This is a genomic window from Streptomyces sp. ICBB 8177 (genome assembly GCF_003144095.1).
Taxonomy (GTDB): domain Bacteria; phylum Actinomycetota; class Actinomycetes; order Streptomycetales; family Streptomycetaceae; genus Streptantibioticus_D.
The window spans coordinates 184,728-197,045 of sequence record NZ_NSKH01000004.1 but is presented as its reverse complement, the minus strand read 5'-3'; the positions used below and the strand labels follow the sequence as shown (position 1 = coordinate 197,045).

The following is a 12,318-nucleotide window of genomic DNA, read 5'->3' as shown; positions in this document are numbered from 1 at the left end:
CGCCGGCCGGGGATCACGGCTTGACGGCGACGCCCGCCCACACCGGCACGGCGTCGTCGGCCGGCGCGCCGCCGACGCCGGCCAGGTCATCGTCGGGCCGCCAGTGCTGAGGGGTGACGAGACCGGGCTCGACGAGGCGCAGGCCGGTGAAGAAACGGGCGACCTGGTCGCGGTCGCGGCCGTGGACCTCGGACCCGGAACCCTGGAAGGTGTCCTCGACCGAGGTGACGGTGGCCGGGGTGATGTCGCTCGCGAGGTGGGTGATGACGAGATGGCTGCCCGGCGCGAGCGCTTCGAGGAGTCGGCCGACGACCTCGTAGGGGTCGGTGGTGGCCGGAAGCCAGTGCAGGAACAGGCACATGAACAGCGCGACGGGCTCGTCGAGCCGCAGGGTCGCGGTGACCTCGCCGGAGCCGAGAACGGTCTCGGGGCGGGAGGCGTCCGCGTCGATGTAGGCGGTGCGGCCACGCGGGTCGGAAGTGTGCAGGGCGCGCGAGTGGGCCAGCACGATCGGGTCGTTGTCGACGTAGACCACCCGGCAGGCGGGATCGATCCGCTGCACGGTGTCGTGCAGGTTGGGCTCCATGGGTATGCCGGTGCCGATGTCCAGGAACTGCCGCATCCCGGCCCGAGCCAGCTCCCTGGCGGAACGCATCACGAACGCCCGGTTGACGCGGGCGGCGATCCGCACCGAGGGCATCCGCTCGGCGACGGCCGCCGCCTGCGCGCGGTCGGCGGGGTAGTTGGTCTTACCGCCGAGCAGCACGTCGTAGACGCGGGCCGCGTGCGGCCGGTCGGTGCGTAAGTCGATCGCGGTCCGCGGCCGCGCCCTCATCCACTCCGGTGTGTCCACGCGGGCCATCCCCTCACGCCTCAAGGCCGACTCGCCTTCACCTTACGGTGATCGACCCGCCGCAGGGGACCGACGACCGATGGGTTCGAGCCACTGACGTGTGGTCCGACGCTGTCGAGCGCGGCCGCGACGCCCCGGGCCCGCTCGCGTGTTCGGCCCGGGAAGACCCGGCCGGCGGCTCCAGCCACGCTCCACCAGCACGTGCGAGAAACCCCGCCGAAACCCACGACGTGACCCACCCTCGCCAGAAAGGTGCTGCCGATGCGCCGTATCATCCGCCTGCTCGTCCTGTTCACCGCGGCCTCCGCCCCCGTCTTCGGCCTTGTCGTCGCTCCCGGCGAAGCGTCCGCCGCCGCGCGGCCGTCCGCGTCGGCGCCCGGCGGGTGCGCCTACACCGCGACCGCGGACTCCTCGGGCGTGTACGGCGTGGCCGCGGCCTGCGAGGCGGCGGCAGGCCAGCAGTGGTACGTGGACGTGGAGTGTCAGTACGACTACCGCGGCCAGTTGATCGATTCCTGGGTTCCTGGCACCACGGTCTCCGGATCGGGCACCTCGACGGGCAGCTGTGTGCTCATCGGCGCACCGGTGCTGGCGCACCGGATCGCCACCTCGTAGCGCGGTGGCCGGGGACCCGCTCGGCTCGTCACGTGAACGCGGTCACTCGGGGCGGGGAAGCGGCGGGAGCCTCGTCTCGTAGAGCCAGGCGTGGAACAGGGGAGCCAGGTCGTGACCGGTGATCTGCTCGGCCAGGGAGACGAACTGGGGTGTCGTCGCGGTGCCGTGGCGGTGACGGGTCGCCCAGGCCCGCAGGACGGCGAAGAACGCCGCGTCGCCCACCGTCGTCCGCAGCGCCTGGAGCGTGCACGCCCCACGGGTGTAGACGGTGCTGTCGAACAGGTCGCCGGGGCCGGGGTCGCCGATGCGGACGCCGTCCGGCGCCGAGGCCGGCGCGGCGTGGGCCGCGGCGGCCGTGCGGGCGGCCGGCGTGCCGGAGGCGTGCTCGGCCCACAGCCACTCGCAGTACGTGGCGAAACCCTCGTTGAGCCAGATGTGCCGCCAGTCGGCGATCCCGACGCTGTTGCCGAACCAGTGGTGGGCGAGTTCGTGCGCGACGAGCGTCTCGTTGCCGCGCCTGCCGTCCAGGTGGTTGGTGCCGAAGAGTGAATACGTCTGGTTCTCCACCGGGTCGTCGAGCGCGGTGTCCACCACCACCGACCCGTACACCTCGAACGGGTAGGGCCCGAAGAGGCCCGCGAACAGCCGCATCATCTCCGGCTGCCGCCCGAAGTCGTGCGCGAACGCCGCCGCGTGCTCCGGCGGGCAGGCGTTGCGGATCGGGACCGGGCCACCTGACTGGGTGGAGAACGCGAAGCGGCCGATGGCGACGGTCGCCAGGTAGGTCGCCATGGGACCCGGATGGGCGTACGTCCACAGCCGCCGGCCGCGCGGTCCGGGCGCGCGGCCGGTCAGCGTGCCGTTGGCGACCACCTGGAGACCGTCCGGCACCGCCACCGTGACGCGGTACGCCGCCTTGCGGTCCGGCCGGTCGTTGCAGGGGAACCACGAGGGCGCCCCCAACGGCTCGCTCGCGACGAGCACGTGGGACGACGCGGCGTCCGTGTAGTCCCACCCCACGTCGCCGTACGCGGTGCGCGCCGGGCGCGGCCGACCCTCGTACGTGATCTGCGCGCGGAAAGGACGGCCCGGCGCGTACCGCTCCGGCAGCGTGACGCGCACCCGGTCGCCCCGGTGGGTGAACCTCACGCGAGCGCCGTCCACGCTCACCGACCGCACGGTGAGCGTGGACGCCAGGTCCAACCCCAGCCCCTGCGTGTGCTCTTCGACGACCCCGGTCACGACGGCCACCGCCCGCAGCCGCGACCGCGACGGCAGCCAGTCCAGCCGCAGGTCGTACTCCGCGACGCGGAAGCGCGGATCGCCGTGCGCCGGGAAGTACGGCGGGGGCGTCCGAGGCGTCGCCGGCGCGTCCGCGGCCCGCGCCGGGGCCTGCGGGGCGGCCGAGGCGGGCAGCGCCAGGGCTCCGGCGACGAACCCGCGGCGGGTCCAGAGCGTCACTGCGATCCTCTCCCAGGGGTGGCGGTGTGAGCCGTCCGGTTCAGGGTGCCATGACCGAGGAGACGGGCCCGTGCTCCGCCGAGCCGGTCGCGTGCGGCGCGTCGTCGGCCGCGGGCCACGAGGCGACCGGGTTGCCCAGCCACCTGGTGTCGGCCGGTACGCGCTCGCCGCGCATCACCAGTGACGCCGCACCGATCACCGTGCCGCGCCCCACGGCGGCGCCCGGCAGCACGATCGAGTGCGGCCCCACGGTGGCGCCCGCCTCCATCCGTACCGCGTCCACCCGCATCAGCCGGTCGTGGAACAGATGGGTCTGCAGCACACAGCCGCGATTGACGGTCACCCCGTCCCCGAGACCGACCAGGTCGGTCTCCGGCAGCCAGTGGCTCTCGCACCACACCCCGCGCCCGATGCTCGCGCCGAGCGTGCGCAGCCAGACGTTGAGCCACGGCGTACCCGTGATGGCGGCGCCCAGCCAGGGCATGGCCAGCTCCTCGACGAACGTGTCGTACAACTCGTTGCGCCACACGAACGAACTCCACAACGGGTGCTGCCCCTGCCGGAAGCGGCCCACCAGGACCCACTTGGCCGCGGTCGTCAGCAGGCACGCCACGACCCCCGCCGCCAGCAGCAGCGCGCCGGTGAGAGCACCGGCCGCCGTCCAGCCGTCGACGTCCACGATCCTCTGCACCGCCACGAACAGCAGGTCGCCGAGTACGGCCGTGCACAACAGCGGGAGGAACCGGCACAGTTCGACGGCGGCGCGCGCCACGACCAGGCGCCGCGCGGGCCGGTACGTGCGCTCGGGGTCCCCGGCGTCCGGCGCGCGCGTCACGGACACACCGGGGCGGCCCAGCCACGAACTGCCGGGCTCGGCCTGCGCCGGAGCGTCGGACAGCACGCCCACCAGGGAACCGTCCGGCAGATCGCGGCCGGGACCCACGATGCCCGAGTTGCCGACGAACGACCGCCGCCCGACCCGGGAGGCGCCGAGCCGGATCCAGCCACCGCGGATCTCGTACGGCGCGACCAGCGTGTCGTCCGCGAGGAACGCCCCGTCCTCCACCGTCATCAGCGACGGCAGCCCGAGCGTGGTCGACACCTCGGCGCGCCTGCCGACCCGGGCGCCGAGGAGCCGCAGCCACACGGGCGTGAACAGACTCGCGTACAGCGGGAAGAGCGCTCCGCGCGCGGCCCCGGTCAGACGCAGCGTCAGCCACGCGCACCACGCCTCGGTGCCGTCCGCGCGGTGCACGCCCGGCCGCAGCCGCCGCCCCGCCAGCCGTACCGCGCCGGCGAGCAGACCCGCGTAGCACACCATCGTGAGCAGTGTCAGCGGTGCCGCGCTCCACAGCAGGGTGACCAGGAGCGGGCGCAGGGCGTCGTCGCCGCGCGAGACCAGGTACAGCACCACCAGCGCCGGGACCACCGACAGCAGCGGCATCAGGTTGAGCGCCACCAGGGAAAGGCCGTACCGGGCACGGGACTTGGCGAGCCCCACGGAGCGCGGCGCGGGCCACGCGTCCGGCTCACCGGGCCCGGCGGGACGCGCCGGGCTGCCCGTCCAGCGCTGCCCAGCGGGCACCACCGCGTCGACACACGCGCCCGGCAGCACCTCGGCGCCCGCCCTCACCTCGGCCCCCGGCATCAAGGTGGCGCGCGCGGCGACCCGGGCGCCCTCGCCCACTCTCACGCCGCCCAGGCGCAGCAGGTCGCCGTCGATCCACCATCCCGACAGGTCCGCCTCGCTCTCCACCACGCAGCCGTCGCCGAGTTCCGCCATGCCGGTCACCGGGGGCATGGTGTGCAGATCCACCGAATCGCCGACCGAGCAGCCCAGGGCGCGCGCGTACACCGGGGCCCACGGCGTGCCCAGCACCTCGGCGACGCCGAACGTCGCGACGATCCGCTCCGCCGCCCACAGCCGCAGATGCTCCCGGCCACCGCGCGCGTACGTGCCCGGGCGCAGTCCGCGGGTGAGCAGACGGGCCCAGCCCACGCCGACGCCCAGCCGGGCCGGGAGGCTGTACAGGGCCAGCCACCCGGCGCCGACCGCCCACCACGACACGTGCGGCGCCCACGGCAGCCCCACGAGGTCGTCCACGGCGGCCAGCGCCACCAGCCAGCGCAACCCCGTCACGGTGGACAGCACGAGTAGCACCAGGGTCTGGACGACCGCGGCCCGGCGAGGCACCGGGCGTATCTCCCGCCGCACCTGCGCGCGTCCGCCGAACGCGTCGAGCCGGGCGGCCAGCGCCTCGAGCCGGGAATGCCGGTAGACGTCCGCGACCGACACCTGAGGGTGCCGCTCGCGCAACGCGGCGACCAGCTTCGCGGCGGCCACGCTGTTGCCGCCGAGCGCGAAGAAGTCGCTGTCCGCCTCGACGGGCAGCCCCAGCAGCGCGTGCCAGTGCCCGGCGAGCCAGGCCGCGGTGCCCTCCAGCGCGGACGAGGCGCCGCCGTCGCGTTCCAGCGGCCACGGCAGGGCGGCGCGGTCGACCTTGCCCGAGGTACGGGTCGGCAGGTCGTCGACGACCGCGAGCATCGGGACGAGCGGCTGCGGCAGCCGGCCGAGCAACTCCTCCCGCGCGGTGGAGACGTCGAACTCCACCGGACGGCCGTCCGGACCGCGGTCGGGGACGACGTATCCGACCAGGAGCTGGCCACCGGCCGGGGTGCGCCGCACCGCCGCTGCGGCGGCCCTGACCCCGGCGAGCGACTGCAACGCCGCGTCGATTTCCCCCAGTTCGACGCGACGGCCCGCGATCTTCACCTGCTCGTCCGCGCGGCCCGCGAACACCAGGCCCTCGGGCTCCGCACGCACCAGGTCACCGCTGCGGTAGGCGCGGTCGTACGGCAGCGCGCTGTGGGCGGCGAACTTCTCGGCGTCCTTGGCGGCATCGAGGTAACGTGCCGTCCCCGCACCGGCGATGACCAGTTCACCGGTGCCGCCCCACGGCACCGGCCGCCCCTCGCCGTCCACCACGGCCAGCGCCCAGCCGTCCAACGGCGCCCCGATACGCACCGGTTCGCCGGGGGACAGCAGCGCGGCGCAGGCCACCACGGTCGTCTCGGTGGGTCCGTAGGTGTTCCACATCTCGCGGCCCCCGGCAAGCCGGTCCACCAGATCCGGCGGACAGGCCTCGCCGCCCACGATCAGCAGACGCACGGCGTCCAGCGCCCCGGCCGGCCACAGCGCGACGAGGGTCGGCACGGTGGAGATCACACTGATCCGCCGCTCGACCAGCCACGGGCCCAGGTCCGTCCCCGCGCGCACCAGCGAACGCGGCGCCGGGACCAGGCAACCGCCGTGCCGCCACGCGAGCCACATCTCCTCGCACGAGGCGTCGAAGCTGACGGAGAGTCCGGCGAGCACCCGGTCCCCGGGGCCGAGCGGGTGGTCCTGGAGGAACAGCCGTGCCTCGGCGTCGACGAACGCCGCGGCGGACCGGTGGCTGACCGCCACGCCCTTCGGACGTCCGGTCGTCCCGGAGGTGAAGATGACCCAGGCGTCGTCATCGGGCCCGGGGCGCGACGCGGGGCCCTCCGCCCGGCCGCGCGGCGGGGCCTCGGGCCGGAGCCGGACGGTCTGTCCGGCGCCGACGACGGCGCACACGGAGGCCTCCGACCAGATCATCGCGGCTCGCTCGTCCGGGTCGTCGGCGTCGACCGGCACGTAGGCCGCTCCGGCCCACAGCACGGCGAGGACGGCCACGTACAGGTCGGACGTGCCGGACGGCACCCTGATGCCGACCCGGTCACCGCGGCCGACGCCCAAGCCGCCCAGCTGGTCCGCGAGTTCGGACACCTGACGGAGCAACGTGCGGTAGTCGAGGACCACGCCGTCGACATCGAGCGCCGCCGCGGTCGGGTGGCGCCGGGCGGTCTCCTCCAGGATGTCCACCAGCGTGCGCACGGGGGCCGCTTGGCGCGCGGGCCACAGGGCGTGGCCCGTGGTGTGCGGGGTGTGGAGCCGCGGCGGGCTCAGCGGTGCGGGGGCCTGCGGCGCCGGCGTCTGCGGCTTTGACCGCGGCGCGGCGGCTTGTGCCGCTGCCTTTGCGGATGCCGGTGCCTGCGGCGTCGGTGCCGGTGACTGTGCCTGCGGTGACTGTGCCTGCGGCGCGGATGCCTGTGGTGTGGGTGACCAGGCGCCGACTGCCGGTGTGGTGGATGAGTGCGCGGTATCGGTGATCCGCCGGGGACGCTCCGCTCCGGGTGTGCCCGGGTAACGCGGTGAGGTGGTCAACGACATTTCCTTGTGAGTAGTCTGTGCGTGACGGCGCTGCTCGCTGCCCTTACTCGTCACGGGCGACGGCGCCGGCCGTGCGGGTGTCGAGGGGCCGCTCGGCATGTGGCTTCATGTCCGTGGTTAAGGATGGCCGGACACCCGTGCCCCGTTCCTTCGTTTGCGCAAACAACTCACCAAGGGTTGGCCGCGTTTCCGCCATGACGTGCACACTGCATCGCGAAGAGTAGCTTTTCGGCCACGGCGCAGCTGGCCGCCTGCCCTGATTTGACAAGCGTGGAATTTACCTGAAGATGACAGCGGGTGTGACGTATTCGACATCCGTGGTGCGATGGTTGATCGGATCGGGTCGACTGTTGAATGCCAGATGAACGGTGGGGTGTCGCGAGCGGGCGGCGCGAGGCGCCGGGCGGAGGCCGGGGCGTCTGCGGTGACCGGCGGAAGCGCGTTGGCGGACGTGGGCGCGGGTGGTGGGGCGGGGCGTGCGACCCGGTGGGGTGCCCCGGGATGCGGTTCAGGTTGGGTGCCAGGGATTTCGGGACGACCGCGGATGCCGCGTGCGGCCAATCCTGGAATGAGGAGACGCCTGTCGCCCCCCTCGCGGCACCGGCTAGATGACGCGGAGGGAATTGTGGTGTCATCCGCAATTCCCTGATGTACTTCTGCGCGGGCGGGCGCCGAGTTGTTTCGAGACCTCCGTAGGTCATCCCACATGTAGCCGTGGGATTCATTCGGGGGCGAGCCGGCCGTCGGACTTGGCAGGGCAGAAAGCGTGTTCCCAGTGCGCGGCGGCCTCGATTCTTCCGCCCGTCGGATGAGGAAACGGATGGTGCGGGAAAATGTGCCGCCCGCTGCGCCGCGTGGGCCGCCCGCGTGCGTCGCGAACTTCCACCGCATGCTGCGGAGCGCATTCGCGGCGCCCGCGGAACGCGTCCGCGGCGGAAATGATCGTGAAGGACCGGCAGCGCCGGGTGGCGTTCTCGTGCGTCTCGTGAGCGGTCGCGTACTGCCGCCGAAGTCGTCTACAGCGTTCGGACACAAGGGACTTGGGGTTGCGTCCTACGGCGTCGGCCTGCCGCCTCCCCGGCCCGTCACCTCCCTTGTCAGCCGCAAGCGTTACTGTCACTCGTGGACGGAGCAGGGGCGCGGGTCCCGGGGTGCGGGGCGTGCAGCGACAGGACCGGGAAGGGGGGCGGGCGACACCGCGAGGCCGTCCTGCGGACTCCCGCGGGGCCGTTCCGCAGCGAGGCCCTGGGCTCCTGAGCATGGCGGCCGGGCGCGGGGCGGCGGCCTCACCGCCGCAGGGGAACACACCGCGCGAGGCGTCGACGACATCGGCCCACCCGCCCTTGCCCAGCGTGTGGCTGTCCTCGGAACCGAGCGCTTCCCGCACGACGACGGTCGGGTCGAACCCCTTGGCGAGCAGCCGCCGGTGCGGGTCGGCCGGGGTGAAGACCCGGTCCGGCGGACGCAGCGCGCAGCACACTCCTGCCACCACGCCCTCCGCACCGCCGCGGCAGCTCGCCGGAAGGGTTCCCGGCAGACTGTGCGCGAGGCCTCGGAACCGGTCCTCGAAGACGCGGATCCGAAGCATCGTGCGCAGCATCCCGTTCCTCCGGGTCAGTGGTGGGGGCCTGGTCGGGGATCCGCCGTCCAGCATGGCCGCGCAGCGTCCCGGGCGACCCGGGGAAACCCCCTGGTCTTACGGCCCGTTGGGCGGGTAGATCCCTCGGAACCGCACCACGGAGGAAGCCGGCCACGGAGGATGCCGTCACGACGGAGCACTCCGTCACTACGCAGGAAGTGGGAGAGCAGCGATGAGTGCTGAGGGATCCGAGGCGGCCGTGAACGGCGAGCCGGTCGCGGGGCTGTCCGCGCCGCGTACCCTGTCGCCGCGATCGGCCCCGGTGCTCAGGTGGGGGGTGCTCGGTCCCGGTGGGATCGCCGCGACCTTCGTCGAGGCGCTGCGCACGTACACGCACCAACAGGTCGTGGCGGTGGGGTCGCGCAGTGCCGAGCGGGCCGAGGCGTTCGCCCGCCGGTTCGCGATCCCCGCCGCCCACGGCAGCTACGCCGGCCTCCTCGCGGACGACCGGGTCGACATCGTCTACGTCGCCTCCCCGCACTCCGAGCACTTCGCGCACGCGAAGGCGGCGATCGAGGCGGGTCGGCACGTGCTCGTGGAGAAGGCCTTCACCCGCAACGCGCGGGAGGCGGAAGAACTCGTCGCGGCGGCGCGCTCGCGTGGCGTCTTCCTCATGGAGGCCATGTGGACGCGGTGCCTGCCGCAGACCGACGTGGTCCGGCAGTGCCTGGAGAGCGGGGCGCTGGGGGAGGTGCGCGCGGTCTTCGCCGACCTCGGGCGCCGCATGGACCCGGACCCGGCCAACCGGTGCTTCGCCCCCGAACTGGCCGGCGGCGCCCTGCTCGACCTGGGCGTCTACCCGCTCTCCTTCGCGTCCATGGCACTGGGCCCGTGCTCGGTGGCGTCCGTCGCGGGCTCGGCGACGCACACCGGGGTCGACGGGGAGGCGTCGGTGATCCTCGTCAACGACGACGGCGCCCACGGCATCGTGCACACCACGATGTACGCGCGCACACCGACCACGGCGTCGATATGCGGCTCCCTCGGCAGGCTTGAGCTGCGGGGCGAGTTCCACACGCCCACCACGATGGATCTCTTCGACCGCGCCGGGCGCCTGGTGGACTCCTACCGCCCGGTCGTCTCCGACGACGGCTACGCGTACGAGGCGGCGGAGGCCGCGCGCTGTGTCGCCGGGGGGCGCCTGGAGTCGCAGCTGATGCCGTTGGAGGAGACACTGCGGCTGATGCGGATGCTGGACGACGTGCGCGGAAGGCTCGGGGTGAGGTACCCGGGGGAGTGACGGGCGGCCCGTCACACCACGGAACCCACCTCCGCCCGGGGCGTCGCGGGCGCGGGCGACCAGCCGGGCGGGCGCAGCACGTAGCCGGCCACGTCCCGCCAGCGGTCCGCCCGGCGCGCGTCGTGCCAGATGGCCTGGTACTCGTGGAAGGCGACCCGCACCGGGTTGAAGGACCCGATGTTCTTCGTCAGGCCGTACACCACACGCTCGCCCTCCGGCTCGAAGGTGCGCAAGAGGCGGTCCCACACGATGAGGATGCCGCCGTAGTTTCGGTCCAGATAGGCGGAGTTGGAGCCGTGGTGGACCCGGTGGTGGGACGGGGTGTTGAGCACCTGCTCCAGCGGACGCCACAGGCGGTCGACGCGTTCGGTGTGCAGGAAGAACTGGTAGAGGAGGCTGACGGCCTGCTCCAGCAGGATCATCCACGGCGGGACGCCGAGCAGGGCGAGCGGCAGCCAGAACGGCAGCGCCGTCATCGGTGTCCAGCTCTGGCGCAGGGCGGTGGAGAGGTTGTAGTGCAGGCTGGAGTGGTGGACCACGTGGCTCGCCCACAGCACCCGCACCCGGTGGTGGGCGCGGTGGTAGGCGTAGTAGGCCAGGTCGTCGGCGAAGAACAGCAGGACCCAGGTCCACGGCGAGGCGGCCGACAGGCGCACCGGGGCGACCGTCCACGCCGCCGCGTAGACCAGGACGGTGCAGGCCTTCCAGGGGATCGCGATGACCTGGCTGCCCGCGCCCATCGTCAGGCTGGTGGCGGAGTCCCTCACCTCGTAGCCGCGTTCGTCGTCGTCCGGCAGGAAGCGGTAGGAGAGCGCTTCGAGGGCGACCAGGACGACGAACAGGGGAATGGCGTAGACGATCGCGGGAATCAACGGACCCGTTCTCCTGTCCGGGAGGGGATCAGACTGCGCGACAGCAGGTCGCGGGCGAGGCGCCAGGACGCCTCCGGTTCGTGCGAGGCGATGAGCGTGGCCAGTTGCCGGTGGGCGGCCACGTCCAGGAGTTCGGCGGTGCGGGTCGCGGTCGGTGGCCCGGCCTCGGCCAGAGCGCCCTGGACGAGGGTGTTGAACGCCAGCAGGTAGGCCAGGTTGCCGGACCCCTCGACGATCAGGCGCCACCACGCGACATCGGCCGCGCCCAGCGCCTCCAGGTCGGGTTGGGACCGCGCGTAGCGGTCGGTCGCCGCGGTGATGGCGTCGGTCGTGGACCGGTCTGCGCGCAGGGCGCACAGCCGGGCCGCGTCCGCGCCCACGCAGGCGCGCATCTCCCACGCGCCTTGTTCGAGGCCCGGCAGGTCCACGGGGCCGGAGCCACCGGCGCCGCCGACCGCCAGGTCGAGCCCGGCGGTGCGGCGCCAGTCCAGCACGATGGTGCGCCCGCCGTGGGACACCTCGACCAGCCGTGCCTGCTGGAGCCGCCGCAGCGCCTCCCGCACGGCGTGCCGGTTGACTCCGAACTCCTGCGCCAACTCCCTTTCAGCAGGCAGAGGCTGGCCCGGAGCGAGGTCCCCGGCGACGATGCGATCGCGCAGGATCACGAACGTCTGCTCCGACACGGAAGTCCGCCGAATGGCGCGTCCTGTCATGAGCACAGCATCAACCGGTGTGCGGGACCGGTCAACTGGTTGGACCAGTCTGGTTTTCGCCGCGGTATGGCGTGATGTTCCGCCCCCGGCCTGGTCCGTACCTGCCCCGTTGCCTCGAAACCGTCTCGTGAGGAATCCGTGAAGAGCGCGTTCCGCTTTCGCGACTGAATGACCCGACATGGGAGTTGGGTCCGTTTATCGCCGCAAGTCGGCGTCTGCCCGCTGAGGGAGGGGTGCGCCGCGGACGGAGTTCCGTCCTCGCTGCCGGCGTGGCCGCGGCGCACGTCAACCGTGGTCCGTGCGAGGTTGTGCGGTGCCTTTGACGCCGCTGTGAAACCGGTGTCGGGCCCCGTGGCGCCGGATGGCCGCGTTCCCACTGGCGGACCGTTCAGACCGTCACCGGTGGGAGGTTGTGTGGACGAAATCTGTGGACCGCACAACTGGCCGACCTTGTGAGCCCGCTTTCGATTCCACTAACTTCCCCGATCAGCCACCACTTGGCGGGGTGGCAGCCGTTCCCCCGTGCGTCACGGCGTGTCCCAGGGCCGTGCGCGCAGGGCGGAACGCCGTCTCCCCTCCGTGCCACCCCCACCCGGTGTGCCCCACGCGACCGGAACCGCACGGGACCGAGTGGTGGTTGATCCCGGGTCGGCGTGCGTCCCCGGGCCCACCC

General features: G+C 73.1%; 7 protein-coding genes. 2 read left to right on the top strand and 5 right to left on the bottom strand.

The features are described 5' to 3' along the window. Positions 1-13: 13 nt before the first annotated feature. Positions 14-853, bottom strand: coding sequence for an SAM-dependent methyltransferase (locus CK485_RS06545; protein WP_109448495.1), 840 nt, complete (start codon positions 851-853; stop codon positions 14-16). A 261-nt stretch (positions 854-1,114) separates the two neighbouring features. Between CK485_RS06545 and CK485_RS06540 the strand changes: the two genes are divergently transcribed. Beyond that, positions 1,115-1,468 (top strand): hypothetical protein, encoded by a 354-nt coding sequence (locus tag CK485_RS06540; protein WP_109447943.1) that lies wholly within the window; start codon positions 1,115-1,117, stop codon positions 1,466-1,468. 42 nt (positions 1,469-1,510) lie between these two features. On the opposite strand, the gene CK485_RS06535 is transcribed toward CK485_RS06540, so the two are convergent. Together CK485_RS06535 and CK485_RS06530 are read right to left on the bottom strand one after the other, a co-directional pair. Then, complete coding sequence (locus CK485_RS06535) at positions 1,511-2,929, bottom strand: M1 family metallopeptidase (protein ID WP_241968177.1); 1,419 nt, start codon at positions 2,927-2,929, stop codon at positions 1,511-1,513. Between the two features lie 40 nt (positions 2,930-2,969). Continuing rightward, positions 2,970-6,845 carry a Pls/PosA family non-ribosomal peptide synthetase gene (locus CK485_RS06530; protein WP_241968176.1) on the bottom strand — a complete coding sequence of 1,292 codons (3,876 nt, stop codon included), beginning with the start codon at positions 6,843-6,845 and terminating at the stop codon, positions 2,970-2,972. A gap of 2,147 nt (positions 6,846-8,992) precedes the next feature. On the opposite strand from CK485_RS06530, the gene CK485_RS06525 reads away from it, so the two are divergent. After that, positions 8,993-10,060 (top strand): Gfo/Idh/MocA family oxidoreductase, encoded by a 1,068-nt coding sequence (locus tag CK485_RS06525; RefSeq protein WP_109447931.1) that lies wholly within the window; start codon positions 8,993-8,995, stop codon positions 10,058-10,060. Positions 10,061-10,071: 11 nt separating this feature from the next. Here CK485_RS06525 and CK485_RS06520 read toward each other — a convergent pair whose 3' ends face one another. Both CK485_RS06520 and CK485_RS06515 read right to left on the bottom strand, forming a co-directional pair. Beyond that, a complete protein-coding gene (locus tag CK485_RS06520) occupies positions 10,072-10,932 on the bottom strand; it encodes a sterol desaturase family protein (RefSeq protein WP_109447929.1) in 861 nt (286 codons plus the stop codon). After that, a complete protein-coding gene (locus tag CK485_RS06515; RefSeq protein ID WP_199239259.1) occupies positions 10,929-11,615 on the bottom strand; it encodes a GntR family transcriptional regulator in 687 nt (228 codons plus the stop codon). The genes CK485_RS06520 and CK485_RS06515 overlap by 4 nt, the downstream gene beginning before the upstream one ends. Between the last annotated feature and the right edge of the window lie 703 nt (positions 11,616-12,318).

Bases quoted from the DNA above. Each gene is read 5' to 3' on its own strand.
- CK485_RS06540 (WP_109447943.1), top strand. From the start codon at position 1,115: ATGCGCCGTATCATCCGCCTGCTCGTCCTGTTCACCGCGGCCTCCGCC.
- CK485_RS06525 (WP_109447931.1), top strand. From the start codon at position 8,993: ATGAGTGCTGAGGGATCCGAGGCGGCCGTGAACGGCGAGCCGGTCGCG.